Raw genomic sequence first — 22,542 nt, 5'->3', positions numbered from 1 at the left:
GACAGCAGGGGAGCGCGGTTCATGGGGCCGGGTTTAGTGCATCGCGCCCGGACCTGGCGTCCGTGGGAGGGCCCATCTGTGAAGGAGTGCTCAGCGCTGCCCGCTCCGCGACGGTCCTCCGCTGCCTCCGGATTGCGTGCTTGCGTCGTTCTGGGACTTCGGTTACTCCTCCCACACCGGAAGTCAGTCCTGCGCGATTAGCTCAGCTGGATAGAGCGTTGGCCTCCGGAGCCAAAGGCCGCAGGTTCGAATCCTGCATCGCGCGCAGAAACAAAGGCCCGGAATCATTGGGGAAACCCACTGATTCCGGGCCTTTTTCCGTTCGGGCCCGCAGCCGTCGCGGACGCTCGCGTCCGACCCGAGCACGGGTTGTTCCGCTCGACGCTCCCGCCACCTTCTCGCCCGGTCCCGGCCACGAAGGCCACGGTCCGTACACGAGGAGCAGGGCCATGGGTGAACGAGGGCGGAGGCAGTCCCTGCTGGGGGCCGCTGTGTCGGTGCTGGCGCTCGGGGGATGCGGGGGCGTCGCGCTGGAGGATGAGGCGGGACCCACGGCGTCCGTGGCCCCGGCGGTCCATGCGTCCGCGGATCCCTGGGTGCCCTGCAGCGACCTGGCGGAGCGCGTGAGGGACATCCGCCCGGGGATGCCCGGTTCGAGCCCGGGAGAGCTGGTGCGTGGCACCAACGTGCTCGTCTTCTCCGCCGACGACGGCGTGACGGGGCGTGAGCCCTGGTTCAGCACGGGCGAGCGCTCCGGCACGAAGCTGGCGAAGGATCTCCGGGCGGGAGCGCCAGGCTCGAACCCCTCGGGCTTCACCGTGCTGGGGAGCACGGTCTTCTTCGTCGCGGATGACGGGGTGGTGGGCCGCGAGCTGTGGAAGACGGACGGGACGTCCGCCGGGACGCTGCGGGTGCGGGACATCCGACCGGGGGCGCTGGGCTCGGCGCCGGAGAACCTGACGGTGTACGCGGGGAAGCTGTACTTCACCGCGGACGACGGCGTGCACGGGCGCGAGCTGTGGCGCAGCGATGGCACCACCGCCCAGACGACGCGGGTGACGGGCCTCCTCCCGCCGGGCACGCAGGGGTCGACGTACACACTGGCCGTGGCGGGAACCTTCCTCTACGTCGGCTACTACGTCCATGGGCCCTCCCTGGACCGCCTCTACCTGGTGAGAACGGATGGCACGCCTGGCGGGCTCGTTCGGTTGGATGATGCTCCCGAAGACAACTCCTTCGGCGCGATGGTCGCGGTGGGCAGCCGGCTCTTCTTCCTCCAGAACAACGACGAGCCGGAGTGGGGGCTCCACGTGACGGACGGCACGGTCGCGGGCACGCGAAAGCTGCGCGAGTTCCCCGCCAAGCCCCATGACCTGGTCGCCTTCGGAGGGCGGCTCTACTTCGCCTCCGGACCGGGTGCGTACGACCCTCCGGACTACCAGGGCGACGAGCTGTGGCGCAGCGACGGCACGACGGAGGGCACGAAGCTCGTCCGGGACCTCCGGCCGGGTGCGCAGGGCTCGGAGCCGCGCGAGCTGACCGTCTTCCAGAATCGCCTCTTCTTCACGGCGGACAACGGGGTGCACGGCCGCGAGCTGTGGCGCAGCGATGGCTTCTCCACCGTGATGGCGAGCGACCTGGAGCCGGGGGCTGTCGGCGCCGCGCCGGAAGGGCTGGCGGGCCATGGGACGCGGCTGTTCTTCAGCGCGAACACGACGGGCCGCGGGCGCGAGCCGTGGATGTTCGACGAGTTCCTCCTCACCATGACCCCGCTGGTCGAAATCGCTCCGGGCCCGGCGTCGTCCTCGCCGGGGGTGTTCGTGCGCTCGGGGTGGGATCTCTTCTTCGCGGCGAACGATGGCGTCACGGGCCGCGAGCTGTGGGCGCTGTCCTTCCGGCCACCGGAGGCCTGCCTCGCGGTGGGGCTCCGTCGGTAGGCGAAGCCCGGCGGGCGCGGGCCCTCAGACGCCCGTGACGTGGCGGATGAAGGCGAGCATCCGGGAGCAGGTGGCATCCAGGTCCATGTGCTCCTTGGCCATCCGGCGGGACTCGCGCCCCATGGCCTCCAACGCATTCGGATCCGCGACCAACGCGTCCAGGGCGTTCGCGAGCGCCTCGTAGTCGCCCACCGGCACGATGCGCCCGTCCACGCCATCGCGCACCAGCTCACCCACGCCGCCGGCCGGTGTGGTCACCACCGCGAGGCCCGCGGACTTCGCCTCGGCGATGGCCCAGGACGACATGTCCGCCAGCGTCGGCAGCACGAAGAGGTCCGCTGCCTGCGCGAGGCCAATCAGGTCCGGTGAGTTGGGCTGGACGCCCACGTGGACGCGGACCCCGGGCGGTGCCTCGAAGGCGGAGGACGTCACCACGTCGAGCTGCCAGTTCCGCTGGCGCGTCTCCCGGGCCCACCGCAGCAGGAACTCGCCGCCCTTGCGGCCCAGGTCCCCGCCCACGAAGAGCAGGCGCACCACGCCGTCGCGCGGACGCTGCGCCGGATCCGGGCGCCACAGGGTGGTGTCGACGCTGGGCCACACGACGTGGACCCGCGCTTCGGGCACGCCGTACTCCTCCACGAGGGAGCGCTTGGTGAACTCCGAGAAGGACAGCATGCCCTTGGCGAGGGCGTACGTGCGGCGGTGCAGCAGGTTCTTCGCCCGTCCCAGCCAGCCGGAATGCTGGGAGCGCATCCCGTAGTAGCGGAGGTAGTCCTCCAGTCCGCTGGGCGTGGCGTCCGTCGAAATCACGCTGGGCACGCGGCGCATGAAGTCATGGGCCAGGTGCGCCATCCGCTGCGTGTGCACGACCGACGCATCGACCGGCTCCTGTGCCAGGGCCCGTTGCAATGCGGAGCGCGTCCTCAGTCCGCCCCTCATGGACAGCCGGGAGCGCACCAGCGGGAGCTGTTCCCACACGTCGTCCACGTGCTCGTCGATGGGCAGCCACACCGGGGTGATGTCATTGCGCCGAGCCATTGCCCGCTGGAGGTTCTGGAGGAAGACCGAATTGCCGAGTGTCGTCTCGATGGCGAACGCGATGCGGGGGGCTGGTGCGGACATCTGCTTCGCCCTCCTTCCGGTGCAGGGCGCTTTTCCGCCCGTGGACGCCGCGCGCGAAAGGGCGCAGGGCGTCCCCTGTCTAGGGAGGCCCCGCGCGTCATGGCCAGCCAGGCACGCCCTGCCACGTCCGGATTCTCACGCGCGGGTCGTACGCATGGCGCCTGGTGCACGGAGCGCACAGCCCCGGGGACGGGGTTGACGGTGGACTGGCGGGACTTCGGAGGCCGGGGCTCAGGCCTCCGGCTGCACCGGGGGCACCGGCAGGTGGAAGCGCACCTCGCGCACCCGGCGCGGCGATGCCTCCATCACCTCCAGCACCGTGCCGTCCGGCATCGGCAGCTTCGCGCCGGGCTCGGGAATCGCGCCTCCCGCCAGCGCGATGCACAGGCCCGCGACGGTGGAGTAGTCCTCGCTCTCCTCCAGCTCCAGGCCCAGGGCGCGGTTCACCTCGCGCAGGCTCGCCTCGCCCTGCACCACGGCCTGCGTCGGGCCCTCGCGGCGCACGCGCTCCTCGGGAATCTCCGACTCACTGAGGATCTCCCCGACGAGCTCCTCCACCAGGTCCTCCACCGTCACCAGCCCCACCACGCCGCCGTGCTCGTCCACCACCACCGCGAGCTGCATCCGGCGGCGCTGCATCTCCTTCATCGCCGCGATGGCGCGCATGGACTCCACCAGGAACAGGGGCGGGCGCAGCACGTCCTCCAGCACGATGAGGTGCCCCTCCCAGGCCACCCCCAACAGGTCCTTGGCCACGATGTAGCCGACCACGTTGTCCAACGTGCCCTCGTACACCGGCATCCGCGAGTGGCCGTGCTCCAGCAGCACCTGACGGATCTCGTCCGGCTTCGCGTGCCGCCGCAGCGCGATGACGTGCTCGCGCGTCACCATCACCTCGCCCAGCGTCAGGTCCCCCAGCTCGAAGGCCCGCGACGCAATCTCCCCCGCGCGCGGATCCAACGTGCCCTGCTTCGACGCCTCCTCCACCAGTTGCTGCAACTCGTCCGGAGACAGCCGCGACTCGGTGAAGTTCGTCTTGTCCCCGAACAGCTTCAGCACCACGTTGGAGCTGGCCGTGAGGAACCACACCAGCGGCCGCATCACCCACGCGAGCGCCTTGAGCGGGCGGCCCAGCGTCAGCGCGTACTGTTCGGAGTAGCGCAGCGCCAGGGACTTGGGCACCAGCTCCCCCAGCACCAGCGACAGGTACGACACCAGCGCCACCACCAGCGCGAAGGACACCTGGTGCGCCGTCACCGACGGCACGCCCATGCCCTCCAGCACGCCGCCCAGCCGCTGCGCGATGCTCGCGCCGCCGAAGGCCGCCGCCGTGGAGCCAATCACCGTGATGCCGATCTGCACCGTGGCGAGCAGCCGCTCGGGGTCGTCCCGGAGCGCCGACACCGCCTTCGCGGACTTGCTGCCCTGCTCCAGCAGCTCCTTCAGCCGCGTCTTGCGCACGGACAGCAGGCCCAGCTCGGCGCCCGCGAAGACGCCGTTGGCGAGGACCAGCAGCAGGATGATGACGAGCTCCGTGACGATGGCGGACCTCCTGGCTGTGTCCGCCCGGACCCGCGGCGGAGGACGCCTCCTGTCCTACACCCCCAGGGATTGGAGGAGGAGCGACAATTGGTCGCGGCTCGCACCCTTGGGCAGGTAGTAGTGGGGACCCGACATGAGTGCGCTGCCCACATCCTGGGCCGCCGCCGAGGTCAGGAAGACGATGCGAGGGTTCGTCGACACCCTCGGCAGCTTCTCCACCACCTCCAGGCCGCTCATGCCCGGCATGTTCAAATCCAACAGCATGACCCCGAAGCGCTCCCCTCGCTTGAGCGAGTCCAGCGCTTCCTGGCCATCCGCAGCCTCGGTGGTCTCATAGCCGAGGTCCTCCAGGCTCACCCGGAGAAACTCCCGCCAGTCCGCGTCGTCATCCACGACCAGGACCTTCCGCGCTCCGTCATTCACCGCGAGTCGCCCCAAGCATCCTCCTGACCTGAGGACAACCTCCCGGGGGCCCACTGGCATTCGCGACAGTTGTGTCCCAACTCCTGATGGAGCAGGCAGGCAGCCAGCCCCTAGAACAGCGCCATGCCCAGCTGGCCCACCAGGTACTGCAGCGCGGGCCTCACGTTGTGGACCGCCGTGCGCGGCTTCGCCGGCTCCGCCGCCTGGCACCACGCCGGCTCTTCCACCAGCCGGCCGGCCATGTGACTGAAGACGCGGAAGCGGCCCAGGTCCGTGCTGCTGCCTGAGTTGAAGACGCGCAGTGGACGCTCGCCGGGGCTGCCCAGGTCCAGCTCATGCGGGATGTGCCGGTGGCCGTGCAGCACCAGGTCGCACCTGCCGCCCACGCGCTCCAGCAGCTTCTTGCCCAGCGCCAGTTCAGAGGCGTGCGGCAGGCCCACCTTCGTCGCGATCCACTCCGGGAAGCTCTCCAGCGGCAGCGGCATCACGTGGTGATGCAGGAGCACCGCGACCAGCGTCCGCGGCGGCGCGGCGGACAGGGCGTCCTCCACCTGGGCCACCACGTCCTCCGTCAGTTCCCCATGGCTGGAGAAATAGTTCCGATTGTGGTCACCGGTGGAATCCACACAGACCATGAAGAGGCCTGCCTTCTCCACGGTGTGGACCTTGCGACCCTCCATGAACCGGCTGCCCACGTCCTCTCCTGGACGGTCGTGGTTGCCGGGGATGAAGGTCAGGCGCCCGCTGTCCATCCACGGGGCGAAGTGTTCGCGGAAGCGCTGGAACTCGGCATTGGAGCCGCGGTGCGTGAGGTCACCCGTCACCACCACGTGATCCACGTCCTGGGTCGCCAGTGCCTTCACCAATGAGGCCGCCGACGCATCGCTCTCGCGGCTCATGTCCAGATGGAGATCCGAGAGGTGGGCCAGCTTCAAGGAGGGCATGTTCAAGGAAATAGGCATCGGTTGCAGGCGCGGCGAGGGTCGGAGCACGAAGGATTTCGAAAAGTTGGGCCCCGAGCGTTCAACCCACCCCGTTGCTGGTGATCCACGCCTCGCTTGTCCGCGCACGCAGCGGCACCAGGCGCGTGCCTGACACCACGCGCAACCGCGTGCCGCGCCAGTCCACCGTGCGCCTGAACGCACCGTGCCACCACGCGGCGAACAGGAGCGCGTCCTTCACCAGCACCGCTGGCGCCGCGCGCCATCCCACCGGCTGGGGCCGCAGCGCGCGGAACACCGCCACGTCCACCCAGACCTTGCCCAGCATCACCCCCAGCGCAGCCAGTCCCGTCAGCGCTGACGGGTGCAGCAGCGCGCCCAGCACCGCGAGCGGCACCGGGTTGAGCAGCGCCTGTGCCACGTACGTCGTGGGCGATACCGCTGTGCGGTGGATGACGCTCCAGCGCAGGTAGCGCTGGAAGAAGGCGTCCACGCTCTTGCGCAGCGACACGTTGAAGACAGGGGAGCGGGCCAGCACCACGCGCTTGCCCAGCTTGCGCGTCACCCACTGGCCAATGACGTAGTCCTCCGCCAGCACATCCTTCACGGAGAAGAAGCCGCCCAGCGACTCCACGTCCTCGCGGCGCAGCGCCATGGACTTGCCCACCACGATGTCCCGGTCCGCCAGGTGCTTCGCGGCGATCATCCCCGCCGCCGCGCTGGAGGACAGGTGCAGGTTGTCCAGGAGCGAGCCGAAGGTCTGCTCTCCCAGGCCCGCCACCGGGTGCGTCACGCAGCCCACCGTGGGGTCCTCGAACGCGGCGGCGATCTCCTCCAGGTAGCCTTCGCCCACGCGGGTGTTGCTGTCGCTCACCACCCAGAGGTCGTGCTTCGCCTCCGACGACAGCGTCACCAGCTGGTTCACCTTCGGGTTGAGGCCGGGCTCGCCTTCCTGGAGCACCACCTTCATGACGTGGGGCCACTTCGCCTGGGCCGCCTTCGCCACCGCCCAGGCCGGATCTCGCACGTCCTTCACGCCCAGGAGGACTTCGTAGTGCGGGTAGTCCAGGCGCGCGAACTGCTCCAGGTTCGCCGCCAGGTCATCGTCCACGCCGCACAGCGGCTTGAGGATGGACAGGCCCGGGGCGCGGGAGGTGACCGCCGGAGGCTCGCGGCGGTGGCGGCGCACGAACAGCGCCTGGAGGACCAGGGCCAGGAGGCCCACGACGGACGCTGCCAGGAGGAGGCTGGAGGCGATGAGCATGTCCGCCACCCTACGCAGCCCACAAGGCGGGGCCGGGGCGGCGGGACGGCGGGACGGCCAACTCGCCGTGACACCGCCGTGAACCGCGAACGTCTACTCGGGCAGCTCGCGGCTCTTCGGGTGGCGCACGTCCTTGCCGCGCACCATGTAGATGACCATCTCCGCCACGTTGAGCGCATGGTCGCCCACGCGCTCCAGGTGCTTGGCGATGAACATCAGCGCCGTGGCGCGGCGGATGTTGCGCGAGTCCTCCATCATGTACGCCAGCAGCTCGTTGAAGATCTTCAGGAAGAGGGCATCCAGCAGGTCATCGCCCTTGAGGACCTCCTCCGCCTTGGCCGCGTCGCCGGACACGAACGCGTCCAGGGCCTTCTTCACCTGCTGCTGCGCCAGGTCCGCCAGCTTCGGCGTGTCCACGTAGGGCGCCAGCGGGGGCACCTGGTTCAGGTCCATGGCGCGCTCGGCGATGTTCACCGCCAGGTCTCCGATGCGCTCCAGGTCGGTGACGATCTTCAGCGCGGTGGTGATGAGGCGCAGGTCGCTGGCGGCCGGCTGGCGCAGGGCGAGGATGCGGCGGCACAGGTCGTCGATGTCGACCTCCAGCCGGTTCACCTCACGGTCGGCGCCCACCACCTTCTCCGCCAGGGCCGAGTCCCGGTCGGTGAGGGCGCGGACGCTCTGCGCGACGAGGGCCTCCACCTTGGCCCCCATGGCGAGCAGCTTCTCGCGCAGGTTGCGCAGGTCCTGCTCGAATGCCTTGTCGGTGTGCGTGGCCGCCATGTCGTTTCGTTGCTTTCCTTCGCGCGTGCTTTTCAGCCGAACTTCCCGGTGACGTAGTCCTCGGTGCGCTTCTCTTGGGGGTTGGTGAAGATCCGCTCCGTGGGGCCGCACTCCACCAATTCGCCCATGTAGAAGAAAGCGGTCCGGTCACTCACCCGCGCGGCCTGCTGCATGTTGTGGGTGACGATGGCGATGGTGTACGTGGCCTTGAGCTCGTGGATGAGCTCTTCAATCTTCGCCGTGGCGATGGGGTCCAGGGCCGACGCGGGCTCGTCCATCAGCAGCACCTCCGGCTCCACCGCCAGCGCGCGCGCGATGCACAGGCGCTGCTGCTGGCCGCCGGACAGGCCCAGGGCGCTCTCATCCAGCCGGTCCTTCACCTCGTCCCAGAGGGCGGCGCCGCGCAGGGACTTCTCCACGCGCGCGGCGAGCTTCGCCTTGTCCTTGAGGCCGCCCACGCGCAGGCCGTAGGCGACGTTCTCGAAGATGGACTTGGGGAACGGGTTGGACTTCTGGAAGACCATGCCCACGCGCCGGCGCAGGTCCACCACGTCCAGCGTGCGATCATGGATGCTGCGGCCGTCCAGGAACACCGTGCCTTCGTGGTTCGCGCCCGCGATGAGGTCGTTCATCCGGTTGAGCGAGCGCAGGAAGGTGGACTTGCCGCAGCCGGAAGGGCCGATGAGCGCCGTGACCTTGTGCTCGGGGATGGCCAGGCTGACCTGCTTGATGGCCACCTTGCTGCCGTAGCGCAGGGTGAGGTCCCGGGACTCCATCTTGTTGCGCGGGGTGGCGGGGGTAGGGGGCATGGTGTGGGTCAGTGCCCGCTCGCGGCCTTGCGGCGCGTGCGCGTGCGGATGAGGACCGCGACGAGGTTCAGGGCGAAGGTGAGCAGCAGGAGCACCATCACCGTGGCGTACAGCAGGGGGCGGGTGGCCTCCACGTCCGGTGACTGCGTGGCCAGCACGTACGTGTGGTAGCCCAGGTGCATGAACTGCGAGTTGAGGCTGGAGGGAAGGTCCGGCAGGAAGTAGGCCGCGCCGGTGAAGAGGATGGGGGCCACCTCGCCCGCGCCCCGGCTGATGGCCAGCACCGCGCCGGTGAGGATGCCCGGCAGCGCGCCCGGTAGAACCACCCGCGCCAGCGTCTGCGACTGCGTGGCGCCCAGCGCGAGGCTCGCGGTGCGGTGGTCCAACGGCACGGCGCGCAGCGCTTCTTCCGTGGACACGATGACGACGGGCAGCGTGAGCACCGCCAGCGTGAGCGACGCCCAGAGGATGCCCGGCTGCGCCCAGTGCAGCTCCTCGTAGCCCAGGGCGCGGTCCAGGCCCTTGCCCACGAAGAGGATGAAGAAGCCCAGGCCGAAGAGGCCGAACACGATGGAGGGCACGCCCGCCAGGTTCGCCACCGCCACGCGCACCGCGCGGGCGAGCTTCCCGTCCGGCGGCGCGTACTCGTGCAGGTACACCGCCGTCAGCACGCCCACCGGCATCACCGCCAGCGTCATCAGGAGCGTGAGCGCCGCGGTGCCGAAGAGGGCGGGGAAGATGCCGCCGCCCATCATCCCGTCGGTGGGGGACTCGGTGAGGAACTTCCAGGAGATGTGGCTGGCGCCGCCCTTCACCACATCCAGGAGGATGAGGGCCAGCATCGCCACGATGACGAATGCGGCCAGCCCCGTGAGCGACACGAGCGACAGGCCCACCACACGGCGCGTGGCGTGCTTCACCCGGCACCTCCCTTGAGCCGCTGGATGACCTTCTTCGTCCAGATGCCGGCCAGCATGTTGAGCACGAAGGTGAAGAGGAACAGCTCCACGCCAATGAAGAAGAGCAGCGCGTAGTGGGGGCTGCCCACCACCACCTCGCCCATCTCCGCGGCGATGGTGGCCGACAGCGAGCGCACGGAGTCGCCCAGGTTCGCGGACGTGATCGCCGCGTTGCCGGAGGCCATGAGGACGATCATCGTCTCACCGATGGCGCGCCCGAAGCCCAGCACGCACGCCGCGAGGATGCCGGGCGCCGCCGCCGGGAGCACCACCTTCCACGCCGTCTCCCAGGGCGTGGCGCCCAGGGCCAGGGAAGCCTCGCGGTAGCTGCGCGGCACGGCGGTGAGCGCGTCCTCCGTCACCGTGAAGATGACCGGCACGATGGCCAGCGCCAGCCCCAGGCCCGCCACCACCGCGTTGAGCCGGGACGTGAAGCCGAAGGTCTCCTGGAGGAAGGAGGCCATCACCATCAGGGCGAAGAAGCCCAGCACCACGGAAGGGATGCCGGCCAGGAGTTCAATGGTGGGCTTGAGGACTTCGCGCAGGCGGCGGGGCGCGAACTCCGCGGCGAACAGCGCGCCGAAGATGCCCAGGGGGACGGCCACCAGCATGGACACGGCCGTCGTCTTCAGCGTGCCGATGAACAGCGGAATCATGCTGACCTTGGGCACGCCGGACACGGGCTGCCACACGTAGGCCAGCGGCTTTCCCTTCCGCACCAGCTGGGGCAGGAACATCTTGGAGAAGCTTGCCTCCTCGCGCGCCGCCGTGTCGGTGACGAGCGACAGCGCCTCCTTCGCCACGAAGACGAGGATGAGCACCAGCGCGGCGATGCCCGTGAAGGCCACCGCCGTGATGGTCCAGGCGATGAGCTTCTCCTTCAGCTGCCGTCGCCGGGCCTCGGGCGACAGCATGGGCAGCGCCACCGGGGGCGCGAGGTCCTGCTCCTGCATGACCGCCTGTCTATCCAACATGGAGCCCTCGCGCCGGGTGACAATCGTGTGACGGCCACTACTTCACAGGGAAGTAGCCGACCTGGGTGACGATGGCCTGGCCTTCCGCGGACAGCGTGAAGTCGATGAACGCCTTCACGTCGCCGGCGGGCTTGTTGCGCAGGTAGAAGAACAGGTCGCGCGACAGCGGGTACTTGCCGCTCTTCACGTTCTCCGCCGAAGGGGCGAAGGCCTCGTTGCCCTTCTTCACCTTCAGCTCCTTGATGCCCTTGGCGAACGCGGCGCCGCCGTAGCCGATGCCGTTCTTCTCCTTGGCCACCGCGTTGACGACCGCGGCCGTGCCCGGGAGCGTCTGCGCGGCGGAGGCGAAGTCCTCACCGGCGAGCACGGTCTCCTTCACGAAGACGTAGGTGCCGGAGGAGTTCTCCCGCGAGTACAGGACGATGGGGGCATCCGCGCCGCCCACGGCCTTCCACGACGTGGTGTCCCCCAGGTAGATGTCCCGGAGCTGCTCCACCGTGAGCGCGTCCAGCTTGTTGGTTTCGTTGACGTAGAAGGTGACGCCGTCGCGGGCCACGGCCAGCCCCGTGGGCTCCGCCTTGGCGGTGGCCTTGAGCTTGTCCTCCTCCGCCTTCTTCATCTCGCGGCTGGACATGGCGATGTCGGTGGTGCCGTTCTGCAGGGCCGCCAGGCCCGTGCCGGAGCCGCCGCCCGTCACCTGGATCTTCATGGACGGGTTCTTCTTCATGAACGCCTCGGCCCAGCGCTGGACCAGGATGACCATGGTGTCCGAGCCCTTCACCGTCACGGTGCCCGCCTGGGCGGCGAGCGGGAGGACGGTCAGGCCGAAGGCGACGAGGCTTGAGAGCAGGGTCTTCTTCATGGGGTGAGTCTCCTTGTGGAGGACCACTGGTGGGTGAACAAGGGGGCGCGGTCGTCGGATCCCGTGTCGTGAACGCGTGACGATCTACGGGGCGGATGTGGCCGCTTGACGGCCCTTGCGTGACAAATGGGTGACGGACGCTATCCGGCGGTGGGGTCCACGATGCGGTAGCCCACGCCGCGCACCGTTTCCAAGAGGGCGCGCGCGTTGCCCAGCTTGTCGCGCAGGCGCATCACGTGCGTGTCGATGGTGCGCGTCTCCAGGGAGCTGGACAGGCCCCAGACCTCCTCCAGCAGCTGCTCGCGCGACTGCACCCGGCCCAGCCGCGCCATCAGGTGCTCCATCAGGCGGAACTCCAGCGCGGTGAGGGACGTCTCCTGGCCCTCCACGTAGAAGCGGTGCGCGGTGACGTCCAGGCGCAGCGGCCCCAGGGCCAGGGGCGGGACGCTCTCCTTGGGGGCGGCGGAGCGCCGGAGGATGGCCTTGAGCCGCAGCACCAGCTCGCGCACGGAGAAGGGCTTGACGACGTAGTCGTCCGCGCCGACCTCGAAGCCGCGGATGCGGTCCGCCTCCTCGCTCTTGGCGGTGAGCATGACGATGAGCACGTCACGCAGCTGCGAGTTGGCGCGCAGGTGGCGGCAGACCTCGATGCCGGACAGGTCCGGCAGCATCAGGTCCAGCAGCACCACGTCCGGGGACTGCTCGCGGGCGGCTGCCAGCGCCGCCTCCCCGGTGAAGGCCAGGCGCGTGGAGAAGCCGGCGCCGCGCAGGTTGAAGTCGATGAGCTCGGCGAGGTCGCGCTCGTCGTCGACGATGAGAACGTGGGACATGGCGCGGCGTACTGTGCGCTCGTCCCTTCGCGCGGGCGTGACGCGCCGGCAACAACTGCGTCACGTCCGTCACGGGGCTCGAACCCCCGTGCCCCGGGAGGGTGGGTCATGGGCGCCGGAGGGAGCGTCCCGGCGCGGCCAGCCATTGCAGGGAGAACTCGCGCCCATCGGCTCGCAGGGCGACCGCGCAGCCCTTTCGCAGCTTGTCCGGCAGGGCGTGGCCCAGCGCGAGCTCGGCGGCGCGCTCCAGGGAGGGGTTGTGTCCCACCAGCGCCCAGCCCGGACCCACCTCGCGCGCCAGCTTCAGCACGTGGTGGGCCGCGCCCTTCATGGGGACGAGGGCGGGGTGGATCTCCACGTGCGACAGGCAGAGGGCCTCCGCGAGCAGCTCCGCGGTCTGCACCGCGCGCACCAGGGGGCTGGTGAGGATGCCCATGAGCGGGGTGAGGCGGGCAATCTTGCGCGCGTGTTGCCGGAAGGCGGCGCGGCCCTTGGGGGTGAGCGCGCGGGCCTCGTCGCCCAGGACGTGGGAGTCCTCGGCCACGGCGTGGCGCACGAGCAGGAGGGGCAGTTCGTGGTCGGCCATGGGCGCGGGTTGTAGGGCGTTCCCCGCCCGCGTGTGTGACGAATGAGCGAACCGCGTCAGGCCAGGGCTTCGGGGTGTGGACTACTCCACGCCGCCCAGCAGGAACGCGAGCAGCAGCAGCGCGAGCACGCCGGTGGTGATGGCGGCGTAGGCGCGGTCCCGCTGCGCGCGGAAGATGCTCAGCGACAGCGCCACGCGCAGCACGGGCACGGTGATCATCACCAGCAGGCCCGCCATCACGAAGGACTGTCCGCGCACGGCCATCACGCCCTCGAAGACGTCCGACAGCCGGTGGGGCGCGGAGTCCGGCGAGGTGAGGCGCTGGAGCGCGTCCGGCGACGAGAAGTAGTCCGGGTGGCGGAAGAACGTCATCACCATGCCGCACGTGACGAGCGACAGGCTCAAGAGCACGCCGCCGCGCAGCAACTGGCTGATGAGCAGCTCCGGCGTGAGCGGCACCGTCTCCGGGAGGGCCACGGGGTGGACCGCCGCGGCGGGGAGCTCCTCGGGAGCACGGGGTTCGGGGACCTGCGGGCTCATCCGCGAACTCCCTTGGCCAGCATCTCGAAGGACACCCACAGCAGGACGGCGACGAAGAGCATGCGCAGCGAGCCGCTCTTGAGCTTCGTGAGGTAGCGCGAGCCGGTGAACGCGCCCACCGTGACGCCCACGCAGACGGGCCCGGCGATGAACGGGTCGATGTCGCCTCGCGCGAAGTAGATGCCCGCGCTGGCCGCCGCCGTCACGCCGATCATGAAGTTGCTGGTGGCGGTGGACACCTTGATGGGCAGCCCCATCGCCAGGTCCATGGCCGGCACCTTCAGCGCGCCGGAGCCGATGCCCAACAGGCCACTCACCGTGCCCGCCACGTACATGAGCCCCAGGCCGGTGAGGGGGCGGTGGACGCGGTACGCCACCAGTTGTTCGGTGGACGCGTCGTAGTAGCTGCCATGCAGGGCCAGCCGGTCCGCGAGCATGTCCGGTGGAGGCTCCACGCGCGGCGAGCCGTCCTCGCGCAGCTTGCGCAGCATCGCGAGCGCCGAGTACGCCATCACCGCGCCGAAGAGGAAGTACAGCGCGCGGCCGCTCACCACGCCCGCGAGCATCGCGCCCGTGACGGCGCCGGCCACGGTGGCCAGCTCCAGGAACATGGCCACGCGCAGGTTGGCCAGGCCGTCGCGCACGTAGGCCGCCGCCGCGCCGCTGGAGGTGGCGATGACGGACACGATGGAGGCCCCCACCGCGTAGCGGATGTCCACCTTCAGCACGAGCGTGAGGACGGGGATGAGGATCAGCCCTCCGCCCAACCCCAGCAGCGAACCCAGGAGGCCCGCGCCCATGGACACCAGCAACACGATGGCGACGAAGTTGAAGGGCGTGGCGTCCAAGACGGCGGCCATCTTCCTCCCGCGCTCCCCGCATGCAAGCGGTTCACTCGGAGCCCGTCTGGTTGCCTGCCCGCATCCGCCCCGGGGTGACAGGGTGGGTCGTCAGCGCTTCGGCGGGTGTTCCGACGGGGCCCCGGGCTTCGCGTCCGGCTTCGCGTCCGGAGGTTGGGGGACGGGCCATCCCTGGAACAGGGGCCAGCCCCGGTACGGATTGCCCCGGGTCGGCGCTTCCTCGGGCGTGGGTTCTTCGGGGTGTCTGGGAGGGGGCGGGGAGCGCAGCAGCACGTAGGTGAGCACGAGGCACAGCAGGCTCATCGCGACGATGCTCCACGCCCGGGCCCGGGGCTCCATCTAGAAGCGCCCCCGCTTGAGCAGGTCGCCCTTGGAGAGCGCACCCAGCAGGTGCCGGCCTCCGTCCACCACGGGCAGGTGCTCCAGCGACGTCTGCCCGAACCGCGCGGCCACCTCGGAGAGGGACAGGTCCGGGGTGATGGGCTGCACGCCGGAGTCCATCACGTCCGCGGCCACGGTGGCCTGGAGCAGGGAGTGGTCCGGCAGGTGGCCCTTGAGCGCATCCAGGGTGATGACGCCCAGCAGGCGCCCCTCCGCGTCGGTGACGTAGAGGTCCGCGCCGGGTGGCTGCTCCAGCAGCAGCACCACCACCTCGTCGAAGGGCGCGGAGGGCGGCACCCGCTGCGTCACCGGAGAGAGCATCGAGCGCACGCCCTCCTCGCGCAGCCAGTGCGGCACGGACGCGGGCACGCGCACGTCGCGCTTCACCAGCACGGAGGTGTAGAGCGACTCCGGCTCCAGGCGGCGGCTGACGACGGCGGCCACCACCGCGGCGAGCATCAGCGGGAGGATGAGGTCGTAGTCGCCGGTCATCTCGAAGATCATCAGCACGGCGGACACCGAGGCGTGCGTGGTGCCGGCCAGCACCGCGCCCATGCCCAAGAGCGCGTACGCACCGCTGGGCGCTCCACCCGGAAGCACCCGCTCCACCATCATCCCGAACGCGCCCCCCAGGAGCGCGCCGAAGAAGAGGGAGGGGGTGAAGAGCCCGCCCGGCACGCCCGCGCCCGCGCACAGCGACGTCACCGCCAGCTTCGCCAGGGGCAGCAGCAGGAGCAGCGTGAGCGGCAGCGTCCCGTGCAGGGCCATGTTCACGGAGTCATAGCCGTTGCCCATGAGGTACGGCCCCGCGAGCGCGGTGATGCCCACCAGCGTCATCGCTACGAGCGGCATGAAGGGCGCGAGCCACACCGGCAGGCGATCCAACAGGTCCGAGGTGAGGTTGATGCCCCGGACGTAGAGCGCGGAGGCCCCGCCCACGAGCACGCCCAGCATGAGGGCCAGCAGCAGCTCGCGCGGGTGGATGAGCGCGTAGTGGGGGATGACGTAGCTGGGATGATCCGCGATGAGCGTGCGCGACACGAGCGTCGCCACCACGCACGAGACGACGATGGGGCCGAAGAGCTCCAGCGCGAAGCTGCCCAGCAGCACCTCCAGCCCGAAGAGGGCCGCGCCGATGGGCACGTTGTACGCGGACGCGATGCCCGCCGAAGCGCCGCACGCCACCAGGACGCGCGCCTGCCCCGGCCCCAACCGCAGCCAGCCGGACAGCGCCGAACCGCTGGCCGCACCCGTCTGGAGGAGGGCGCCTTCGCGGCCCAGCGGCGCCCCCAGCGCCACCGCGATGATGGAGACGAAGCCCCGCAGCAGCGCGCGCGGGAAGGGCAGCCGTCCGGACTTCACCCAGATGGACTCGATGATGCCCGCGGTGCCATGGCCTCGCAGGGGCTGTCCCACCAGCAGGGACACCAGCGTCACCAGCGCTCCGCCAAGCATCGGCACCAGGAACCGACGCCAGCCCGGGGACGCGAGCGCGCCCTCGAGGAAGTGCTCGGAGTTGCTCTGCCAGAACAGGTGCTGGGTGAAGCGCAGCACGGCGAGGAGCGCCACCGCGCCCAGGCCAGAGATGAGGCCCACACCCACCACCAGGACCCAGAACCGTCGCTCCTGCCCCAGCAGCCCCCGGAGGATCCGCCGCAGCCAGGGCGACGGCGCCCCCGTCCTCAAGTCAGGGTGGACTGCTCCGGCTGCGGGTTCGGGCATGGCCTCCACACTTGTCCAATGCAGGGACGCTCGGACGGCCTTCCCCGGAAACGGTGTGCTGTCTCCAGGGCATCGCCCGTCCGGCCGTCAGGTGGACGGGAGGGTTACTTGCTCGAAGCGGGTCTTCCCGTCGGGCTGCTCGCGGGCCGCCGTGCTCCGGAGTCCCGGCCAGGAGCCGGTGGCGTCGGCGTGCCCCCCGCCGGTTCGGCCGCGAGGCCCAGGTGGATGCCCGCAGGTGGATTCTTCAGCACGGATTCGGTCCGGGTCGCTGACTCGGTGACGTCCGGCGCGAAGCGGTCCGCCAGCTCCGCGGCGGCGTCACTCAGGTCGCGGTGCGCGACGATGGTGCGCTCCAGCGTCTTGCTGAGCCGGGCCGACGTGTCGAAGGTCTGCCGGGACTCGTCCGAAGCGGGCAGGGAGTCCTGGTAGGAGAACGCGAGCGTCGCGTCCCGGCGCAGCGCATCCAGGAGGCGGGCAAGCTGCTGCTGGAGCTCCGCGTCCTGCTCCGCGCGCGTGCGTTCGAGCAGTCCGCGCTCTCCGCCGAACCAGACGCGGCCCGCGCGCCCGAAGCCCTCCTCCACGGAGGCCACGGGCAGGTCCTCCAGCACGACGAGCGGATGCACGCGGCGCGGGAAGTCCTGGCTGTACAGCGCGAAGAGCAGGGTGCCATCCGCGCGAGGGAACACCGCCGCGGTGCGCGAGCCGAAGGGGAAGAAGGGCGTGGCGGACACCTCCGCGCGCTTCGTCATGCGCGCGCGGGCCAGCGCATCCAGCGGTGGATTGGCCTCGGCGCGCTTGGGCGTCCGGCGCAGGTTGTTCATCAGGTCGCGCGCCTGGTCGATGCCCACCACCACGTTGAGCGCGCTGCCTCGCGAGTAGCCCGCGTGGTAGACGCCGACGAGCTCGAACTCGCCCGTCTTGCAGGAGATGGCGAGCACGGGCGACCCCGAGTTGCCCTGCGACAGGAGCGCGTCGATGACGAAGTCGTCGTGGTACCACTCCTTGTACTCGTCGCGGTCGTAGGCGGAGATGACCTTGCCCATGTTGGTGGCGTTGAAGACGCCCAGGGGGAAGCCGCGCACGTCCACCACGTCGCGCTCGCGCACGCCCGCGCTGCGGCCCACCTTCCACGGCAGCACCGTCAGCGGCGTCTTCGACTTGATGACGGCCAGGTCCAACTGCGGATCCACCACCGCCTTGGACAGTGGGATGTCATCGCGGTCGTACGCGTCCGCCTCGTTCTCCACGATGCTTAAGGCGTCCTTCACGCGCTTGCAGCCGGAGGGCACATTCTCCACGGCGTGCGCGTCGCTGGTGACGTCCGGCCACTCCACGACGTGCTCGTTGGTGAGCAGCAGCGTCTCCCCGGCCTGCTGCCGGTACGCGAACGCGGTGCCGTGCGCGGACACCGACGTGCGCGTGCGCCGCACGTTGCCCTCCGCCCCGTAGGACAGGCACTCGTACACGGCGGTGCTGCGCACGCAGTACGTGTACTTCTTCTTCACCGACTGCTCGAAGGCGCGGGCCTGGGCGGACAACGCGCTGTAGCTGTCCGCGTATTCGCCCTCGCAGAAGGGCGCGGGCTCGGGCGTGCTGACCTGGGGCTGGGACTGGACCTGCGGCGGTTCGGCGGGAGGCGGCTGCGCACCCGCCGTGGCCAGGGATACCGCCACCACCGACAGTCCGACCGTCCACCAGACCATGGCCCCTCCCGCTGTGAGTGTCGTCGCCTCTTTGTTGCTAAGGCTCCCGGCGCCCGTATGCACCTGTGCGTGCGGGGCACACGGCGGAATTCACGGGGGAAAAAGCCCGCTGTCCGTCAGAAGCGACGGCGCGCGTGTCCATTCCCGGACGGGCCGCTCCACGCGCACGCACCCGGTGGGCGCAACGCTCACCCGTCCAGGTCGTTGAGCGCGTCGAGCGGCAGCGGCGCCGCGCCCGTCACCGTGCCGTCCATGTCCGTGGGCAGCGTGGACGGATCGACTTCCGTGGGCGGGTGGTTCTCGAAGGGCGCGGCGACCGTGGGCCGCGCGGAGCCCGCGGCACCCGGAGGCGGCCGCAGCACGGGCCCCGGAGGAGGCAGCCCCGAGTGCCGCCGCGCGGCCTCCATCAGGGCGTTGTGGTGGCGGTAGCGCGCCTCCACGAGCTTGTGGATGAGCAGCGGCCCGCCGGGCACGCGGCGCGCGGTGAGGGCCTGGGTGGCCTTGCGCACCGGGTAGCGCACGCGGCGGATCTGCACGCGCCAACCCTTGGGGGTGAAGGTGAAGACGCCGTAGGCGGGCCGCAGGTCGCCGTCGCGCGGGATGCCGGCGCTGGCCACGTCCGCGATGAGCATCCGGCCCACGCGCCGACGGTAGGGGAAGTGCAGGTGGCCGAAGGCGCACGCGGCCGCGTCCAGGTGCGTGAAGAAGCGGCGCACGGCGTGGTCGTCCAGCGTGGGGTCCAACGACTCTTCCAGGTTGCGCGGGTTGGCGTGGCAGATGAACAGGTCCTGCCCCTTGCGCGGCGTGTAGCGCAGCGAGAAGGGCATCTGCCCCAGCTGCTGCAACAGCGTGTCGCCCAGCTGGTCGCGCGTCCAGCGCAGCAGCTCCGTCTTCCAGTGGTCGCGTTCGCGGTACGCGCCGCCCAGGTAGTTGCCGGCGAGGTACGCGTCGGTGTTGCCCATGATGAGCGCGTTGCAGCGGCTGAAGAGCAGCTCCACCGTCTCGCGCGGATGGGCGCCGCGCAGGGCCAGGTCTCCGGCCGCGACGATGTAATCCGGCGCCACCGATTTGGTGATGTCGTCCAGCACGGCCTCGCAGGCCGGAAGGTTTCCGTGAATGTCCGCGAGGATGGCGACCCGCATGGCCGCCCCCATCCTAGCCCGTCGCCGCCGTCGGGCCAGCCGCCGAGGGTAGAAAAATGACGAAGGTGCTGCCCGCGTTCGGCTGGCTCTCCACCTTCACCTCGCCGTCCATCGCGCCCATCAGGTGCTTCACGATGGAAAGGCCCAGCCCCGTGCCCCCCATGTCCCGGCTTCGGCCCTTGTCCACCCGGTAGAATCGCTCGAAAATCCGGGAAAGATGCTTGGGCTCGATTCCCACGCCTGTGTCGCGCACCCGCACCACGCACCGGCCGCCCTCATACGCTCCGTCCACGTCCACCCGTCCACCGGCGGGCGTGTACTTCACCGCGTTGTCGAGCAGGTTGAGGAGCACCTGCTCGATGGCCCGCCCATCCCCCAGGGCCACCAGCTGCGGAGGGATGTGCAGGCCAATCTGCTGGTTCTTGCCCTCGGCCTTGGGACGCACGCCCTCTGCGGCGCGGGAGACGGCCAGCGCGAGCGGCACCTCGGTGCGCTGGAAGGTCATCTCGCGCGCCTCCAGGCGGGACAGCTCCAGCAGGTCCTCCACCAGTTCGGAGAGGCGTTCGGACTGGCGGTGGATGATCTCCACCATCCGGGGGGCGACCTGGGCGTCATTGAGCGCGCCGCCCTGGAGCGTTTCGGCATAGCCCCGGATGGCGGTGATGGGGGTGCGCAGCTCGTGGGAGACGTTGGCCACGAAGTCCTTGCGGACCTTCTCCAGCCTTCGCAGCTCGGTGACGTCGTGGAAGACGGCGGCGCTGCCGGGCAGGTCGCGTCCCACGGGCGTCACGCGCACGGCCAGCGTGCGGGAGAACAGGCCCTCGAGCGTCAGCTCCAGCCGCGTGGATGCCCCCTCCTGGCAGGCGCGGGCCACCGCGTCGTTGAGGGCCTCGTTGCGGATCAGCGCGAGCGGCCGCTGCCCTACGATGGCGCCCTGCGCGGGCCGGAGCATCTCCGCGAGCGCGTCGTTGTGGCGCACCACGGTGCCCTCCGCGTCCGTCACCCACAGGCCCTCGGCCATGCCGTCCAGCACGGCGGTGAGGGTGCGCGCCTCCTGGTTGAGCGCCGCGTTCTGCGTGGACAGCCGGTCATCCAGCGTGTCGATGGCGTCTTCCAGCTGCGCCAGGTCGTCGGTGCGTTCCACGCCGGCGGGGAACATCACGCCTTCGGCCAGGGACTGCGTCTTCTGGGTCAGGGCGCGCAGCTGGCGTTCCATCGCCACGCGGCTGGTGCCCAGCGCGAGCGCGGAGCCCGCCAGGGTGACGAGGCCGGCGGCGAGCGCGCCGGTGGGCTGGCCGAACAGCACGAGCAGCGTGCTCACCAGCAGGGCGGGGACCAGCAGGGCCAGGAGCGTGGAGCGCAGGGGCATGGCGGGCGGTTCAGGGAGGGCTGAGCTTGTAGCCCACGCCGCGCACGGTCTCGATGATGTCGCCCGCGGGCCCCAACTTCTCGCGCAGCCGCTTGATGTGCGTGTCCACGGTGCGGGTGTGGATCTCCGCCTGGATGCCCCAGACGTCGGAGAGCAGCACCTCGCGCGTCTGCACCCGGTCCATGCGCTCCAACAGGGTGCGCAGCAGGCGGAACTCCAGCGCGGTGAGCACCACCTCCTCGCCCTTGACGCGCACCTGGTGGCGCGACGTGTCCAGGCTGATGTCGCCCGCGCCCAGCACCGCGGCGGGGCCTTCCTCCGCGTCCGCGCGGCGCAGCACGGCCTTCACGCGCAGGAGCAGCTCGCGCACGGAGAAGGGCTTCACCACGTAGTCGTCCGCGCCCAATTCCAGGCCCTGGATGCGGTCGGCCTCCTGGCCCTTGGCGCTGACGATGACGACCGCGGCCTTCTTCAGCTCCGGGTCGTTCTTGAGCATGCGCAAGACTTCGCCGCCCGCCACGTCGGGCAGCATCAGGTCCAACAGCACCAGGTCCGGAGGTTGCGCCCGGGCGCGGGCAAGGCCCCCCGCGCCGGTGTTCGCCGTGTCGGTCTCGAAGCCCGCCGCGCGGAGGTTGTAGTCGACGAGTCCGGCCAGGTCCTGCTCGTCCTCGATGATGAGGATGCGCGCCATGAAGGTTGCTCCCGCGAAGGGGATGGAATGCGTGGCGTCCCGTAACAGATTCGTTCCGGCCCGCTCGGGACAACCATGTGACATCCACGCGCCATGCCTGCCCGCCTCCCCCTTGAAGGGGCAGGGCGCTTCAGCGCGGGAACACCGGATCACACGCCTGTTCGGTCAGCTCGATGGGCGCCGCCACCAGCGCCGCGTTGCGGCCCGCGTTCACCTCGCGCAGGTAGTTGCAGGAGCTGCCCAGGAAGCGGGTCGGCGTGTCGGCCGACAGGGCCTCGATGACGAGCGCGTAGTCGCGCCCCACCGGCACGTCCACGGCCAGCTCCATCGCCGCGCCCCCGGGCGCCGAGGCAAAGCGCAGCGTGCGCCCCGACTTGCCGTCCGCGTCCTCCAGCTCCAGCAGCGCGCCCGACTCCACCTGCGCGGAGAGGCAGGTGCGCTGCAGCTCCGTGCAGTTGCGCTTCGCGCCGTCCTTCAGCACGGCCACCTGATAGGCGCCCACCTGACTGGCGACGGCACGGCTCAGCGTGACTTCCAGGCCCACCGGCATGGCGTCCGGAGCGGCCTCCGGCCCGCAGCCCGCGAGCACGGCGCCCCAGGTGAGCAGCAGGCACAGGCTTCCCCGGCGTCTCATGGAATGGCGTCCTCCACGCGGATGGTGATGGGAACCCGGCCCCGGTCCTCGGAGGAGGTGAGGGCCACCACGCCCGCGGTGCCGCCAATGGCCACCGCGCCCACGGCCACCCAGACCCAGGGACTCTTGTACCAGGGGCGGCCCTGGCCCTCCGTCAGCGTGGCGGCGGGGGCGTTGCGGGACGCCACCTGGAAGAGGAGGGGATGGAACGGGTCCCCGCGTCCGGCCAGGCGGCGCTGCGCCACGTCCACGACCTCGAAGTAGTACTCCACCTCATAGGCGGTGCTCTCCACGGGCAGCTCATAGGAGGGCAGCACGGCGCGGTACTGCTCCGGCTGGGAACGGTCGCGCATCGAGGCGGGCAAGGTGGAGGTGCAGCCGGAGCCCGTGCCCCTCCAGCGCTTCGTGGAAGGGCTGGCCCTCACCTTCCAGCCCGTCGCGCGGCAGAAGGGCGTGCGCTTCCTGGTCACC

General features: G+C 70.4%; 23 protein-coding genes and 1 tRNA gene. 2 read left to right on the top strand and 22 right to left on the bottom strand.

The window, feature by feature from the left end; all coding sequences use genetic code 11:
• Positions 1 to 191: 191 nt before the first annotated feature.
• A tRNA-Arg gene (locus tag D7X74_RS22920) sits at positions 192 to 265 on the top strand.
• A gap of 184 nt (positions 266 to 449) precedes the next feature.
• On the top strand, positions 450 to 1,937 hold the full coding sequence (locus tag D7X74_RS22915; protein WP_120535125.1) for an ELWxxDGT repeat protein: 1,488 nt from the start codon (positions 450 to 452) through the stop codon (positions 1,935 to 1,937).
• Between the two features lie 24 nt (positions 1,938 to 1,961).
• Here the strand turns inward: D7X74_RS22915 and D7X74_RS22910 are convergent, their stop codons facing one another.
• The 22 genes from D7X74_RS22910 to D7X74_RS22805 all read right to left on the bottom strand — a co-directional run bounded on the left by D7X74_RS22910 (position 1,962) and on the right by D7X74_RS22805 (position 22,424).
• Positions 1,962 to 3,059, bottom strand: a complete 1,098-nt coding sequence (locus D7X74_RS22910) for a glycosyltransferase family 4 protein (protein WP_120535124.1) — start codon at positions 3,057 to 3,059, stop codon at positions 1,962 to 1,964.
• 231 nt (positions 3,060 to 3,290) lie between these two features.
• Entirely contained in the window at positions 3,291 to 4,574 is a 1,284-nt protein-coding gene (locus D7X74_RS22905; protein ID WP_120535123.1) for a hemolysin family protein, read from the bottom strand.
• Positions 4,575 to 4,655: 81 nt separating this feature from the next.
• A complete protein-coding gene (locus D7X74_RS22900; protein ID WP_233595729.1) occupies positions 4,656 to 5,039 on the bottom strand; it encodes a response regulator in 384 nt (127 codons plus the stop codon).
• A gap of 95 nt (positions 5,040 to 5,134) precedes the next feature.
• On the bottom strand, positions 5,135 to 5,968 hold the full coding sequence (locus D7X74_RS22895; protein WP_233602211.1) for a metallophosphoesterase: 834 nt from the start codon (positions 5,966 to 5,968) through the stop codon (positions 5,135 to 5,137).
• A gap of 79 nt (positions 5,969 to 6,047) precedes the next feature.
• Positions 6,048 to 7,229, bottom strand: a complete 1,182-nt coding sequence (locus D7X74_RS22890) for a glycosyltransferase (RefSeq protein WP_120535120.1) — start codon at positions 7,227 to 7,229, stop codon at positions 6,048 to 6,050.
• A gap of 93 nt (positions 7,230 to 7,322) precedes the next feature.
• The gene (gene phoU / locus D7X74_RS22885) at positions 7,323 to 8,009 is read right to left on the bottom strand and encodes a phosphate signaling complex protein PhoU (protein WP_120535119.1); all 687 of its coding nucleotides are present in this window, start codon (positions 8,007 to 8,009) and stop codon (positions 7,323 to 7,325) included.
• Between the two features lie 32 nt (positions 8,010 to 8,041).
• Positions 8,042 to 8,785, bottom strand: a complete 744-nt coding sequence (gene pstB / locus D7X74_RS22880) for a phosphate ABC transporter ATP-binding protein PstB (RefSeq protein WP_233595733.1) — start codon at positions 8,783 to 8,785, stop codon at positions 8,042 to 8,044.
• Positions 8,786 to 8,826: 41 nt separating this feature from the next.
• Entirely contained in the window at positions 8,827 to 9,738 is a 912-nt protein-coding gene (pstA, locus tag D7X74_RS22875) for a phosphate ABC transporter permease PstA (protein WP_120535117.1), read from the bottom strand.
• Positions 9,735 to 10,730, bottom strand: a complete 996-nt coding sequence (gene pstC / locus D7X74_RS22870; RefSeq protein ID WP_199732848.1) for a phosphate ABC transporter permease subunit PstC — start codon at positions 10,728 to 10,730, stop codon at positions 9,735 to 9,737. The genes pstA and pstC overlap by 4 nt, the downstream gene beginning before the upstream one ends.
• A 58-nt stretch (positions 10,731 to 10,788) precedes the next feature.
• A complete protein-coding gene (locus D7X74_RS22865) occupies positions 10,789 to 11,613 on the bottom strand; it encodes a phosphate ABC transporter substrate-binding protein (protein ID WP_120535116.1) in 825 nt (274 codons plus the stop codon).
• Positions 11,614 to 11,753: 140 nt separating this feature from the next.
• Entirely contained in the window at positions 11,754 to 12,443 is a 690-nt protein-coding gene (locus D7X74_RS22860) for a response regulator (RefSeq protein ID WP_120535115.1), read from the bottom strand.
• Between the two features lie 106 nt (positions 12,444 to 12,549).
• Entirely contained in the window at positions 12,550 to 13,029 is a 480-nt protein-coding gene (locus D7X74_RS22855) for a histidine phosphatase family protein (RefSeq protein ID WP_120535114.1), read from the bottom strand.
• A gap of 81 nt (positions 13,030 to 13,110) precedes the next feature.
• A complete protein-coding gene (locus tag D7X74_RS22850) occupies positions 13,111 to 13,569 on the bottom strand; it encodes a DUF1634 domain-containing protein (RefSeq protein ID WP_120535113.1) in 459 nt (152 codons plus the stop codon).
• Positions 13,566 to 14,429 carry a sulfite exporter TauE/SafE family protein gene (locus D7X74_RS22845; RefSeq protein ID WP_120535112.1) on the bottom strand — a complete coding sequence of 288 codons (864 nt, stop codon included), beginning with the start codon at positions 14,427 to 14,429 and terminating at the stop codon, positions 13,566 to 13,568. The genes D7X74_RS22850 and D7X74_RS22845 overlap by 4 nt, the downstream gene beginning before the upstream one ends.
• Positions 14,430 to 14,519: 90 nt before the next feature.
• A complete protein-coding gene (locus D7X74_RS22840; RefSeq protein ID WP_120535111.1) occupies positions 14,520 to 14,768 on the bottom strand; it encodes a hypothetical protein in 249 nt (82 codons plus the stop codon).
• On the bottom strand, positions 14,769 to 16,532 hold the full coding sequence (locus D7X74_RS22835; protein ID WP_120535110.1) for a chloride channel protein: 1,764 nt from the start codon (positions 16,530 to 16,532) through the stop codon (positions 14,769 to 14,771).
• A 104-nt stretch (positions 16,533 to 16,636) separates the two neighbouring features.
• Entirely contained in the window at positions 16,637 to 18,235 is a 1,599-nt protein-coding gene (locus D7X74_RS22830; protein ID WP_120535109.1) for a S1C family serine protease, read from the bottom strand.
• Between the two features lie 188 nt (positions 18,236 to 18,423).
• Positions 18,424 to 19,377 carry a metallophosphoesterase gene (locus tag D7X74_RS22825; protein ID WP_120535108.1) on the bottom strand — a complete coding sequence of 318 codons (954 nt, stop codon included), beginning with the start codon at positions 19,375 to 19,377 and terminating at the stop codon, positions 18,424 to 18,426.
• A 13-nt stretch (positions 19,378 to 19,390) separates the two neighbouring features.
• Positions 19,391 to 20,746, bottom strand: a complete 1,356-nt coding sequence (locus D7X74_RS22820) for a cell wall metabolism sensor histidine kinase WalK (RefSeq protein ID WP_120535107.1) — start codon at positions 20,744 to 20,746, stop codon at positions 19,391 to 19,393.
• A 10-nt stretch (positions 20,747 to 20,756) separates the two neighbouring features.
• Positions 20,757 to 21,437, bottom strand: a complete 681-nt coding sequence (locus tag D7X74_RS22815; protein WP_120535106.1) for a response regulator — start codon at positions 21,435 to 21,437, stop codon at positions 20,757 to 20,759.
• A gap of 130 nt (positions 21,438 to 21,567) precedes the next feature.
• Entirely contained in the window at positions 21,568 to 22,071 is a 504-nt protein-coding gene (locus D7X74_RS22810; protein WP_233602210.1) for a hypothetical protein, read from the bottom strand.
• The gene (locus D7X74_RS22805; RefSeq protein ID WP_233602209.1) at positions 22,068 to 22,424 is read right to left on the bottom strand and encodes a DUF5129 domain-containing protein; all 357 of its coding nucleotides are present in this window, start codon (positions 22,422 to 22,424) and stop codon (positions 22,068 to 22,070) included. Before D7X74_RS22805 ends, D7X74_RS22810 begins: the two co-directional genes overlap by 4 nt.
• Between the last annotated feature and the right edge of the window lie 118 nt (positions 22,425 to 22,542).

Source organism: Corallococcus sp. CA047B (assembly GCF_003612065.1).
GTDB classification, from domain to species: Bacteria; Myxococcota; Myxococcia; order Myxococcales; family Myxococcaceae; genus Corallococcus; species Corallococcus praedator.
The sequence above is the reverse complement of the archived record's forward strand: the minus strand, read 5'-3'. Positions and strand labels throughout refer to the sequence as shown.

What these genes read in the sequence shown, in the direction of transcription:
- D7X74_RS22820 (WP_120535107.1), bottom strand. Translation starts at nt 20,746, where the DNA reads ATGCCCCTGCGCTCCACGCTCCTGGCCCTGCTGGTCCCCGCCCTGCTG.
- D7X74_RS22840 (WP_120535111.1), bottom strand. Translation starts at nt 14,768, where the DNA reads ATGGAGCCCCGGGCCCGGGCGTGGAGCATCGTCGCGATGAGCCTGCTG.
- D7X74_RS22860 (WP_120535115.1), bottom strand. Translation starts at nt 12,443, where the DNA reads ATGTCCCACGTTCTCATCGTCGACGACGAGCGCGACCTCGCCGAGCTC.
- D7X74_RS22915 (WP_120535125.1), top strand. Translation starts at nt 450, where the DNA reads ATGGGTGAACGAGGGCGGAGGCAGTCCCTGCTGGGGGCCGCTGTGTCG.
- pstB (WP_233595733.1), bottom strand. Translation starts at nt 8,785, where the DNA reads ATGGAGTCCCGGGACCTCACCCTGCGCTACGGCAGCAAGGTGGCCATC.
- D7X74_RS22855 (WP_120535114.1), bottom strand. Translation starts at nt 13,029, where the DNA reads ATGGCCGACCACGAACTGCCCCTCCTGCTCGTGCGCCACGCCGTGGCC.
- D7X74_RS22895 (WP_233602211.1), bottom strand. Translation starts at nt 5,968, where the DNA reads ATGCCCTCCTTGAAGCTGGCCCACCTCTCGGATCTCCATCTGGACATG.
- phoU (WP_120535119.1), bottom strand. Translation starts at nt 8,009, where the DNA reads ATGGCGGCCACGCACACCGACAAGGCATTCGAGCAGGACCTGCGCAAC.
- D7X74_RS22865 (WP_120535116.1), bottom strand. Translation starts at nt 11,613, where the DNA reads ATGAAGAAGACCCTGCTCTCAAGCCTCGTCGCCTTCGGCCTGACCGTC.
- D7X74_RS22835 (WP_120535110.1), bottom strand. Translation starts at nt 16,532, where the DNA reads ATGCCCGAACCCGCAGCCGGAGCAGTCCACCCTGACTTGAGGACGGGG.
- D7X74_RS22830 (WP_120535109.1), bottom strand. Translation starts at nt 18,235, where the DNA reads ATGGTCTGGTGGACGGTCGGACTGTCGGTGGTGGCGGTATCCCTGGCC.
- D7X74_RS22805 (WP_233602209.1), bottom strand. Translation starts at nt 22,424, where the DNA reads ATGCGCGACCGTTCCCAGCCGGAGCAGTACCGCGCCGTGCTGCCCTCC.
- D7X74_RS22825 (WP_120535108.1), bottom strand. Translation starts at nt 19,377, where the DNA reads ATGCGGGTCGCCATCCTCGCGGACATTCACGGAAACCTTCCGGCCTGC.
- D7X74_RS22850 (WP_120535113.1), bottom strand. Translation starts at nt 13,569, where the DNA reads ATGAGCCCGCAGGTCCCCGAACCCCGTGCTCCCGAGGAGCTCCCCGCC.
- D7X74_RS22815 (WP_120535106.1), bottom strand. Translation starts at nt 21,437, where the DNA reads ATGGCGCGCATCCTCATCATCGAGGACGAGCAGGACCTGGCCGGACTC.
- pstC (WP_199732848.1), bottom strand. Translation starts at nt 10,730, where the DNA reads ATGCAGGAGCAGGACCTCGCGCCCCCGGTGGCGCTGCCCATGCTGTCG.
- D7X74_RS22810 (WP_233602210.1), bottom strand. Translation starts at nt 22,071, where the DNA reads ATGAGACGCCGGGGAAGCCTGTGCCTGCTGCTCACCTGGGGCGCCGTG.
- D7X74_RS22890 (WP_120535120.1), bottom strand. Translation starts at nt 7,229, where the DNA reads ATGCTCATCGCCTCCAGCCTCCTCCTGGCAGCGTCCGTCGTGGGCCTC.
- D7X74_RS22910 (WP_120535124.1), bottom strand. Translation starts at nt 3,059, where the DNA reads ATGTCCGCACCAGCCCCCCGCATCGCGTTCGCCATCGAGACGACACTC.
- D7X74_RS22845 (WP_120535112.1), bottom strand. Translation starts at nt 14,429, where the DNA reads ATGGCCGCCGTCTTGGACGCCACGCCCTTCAACTTCGTCGCCATCGTG.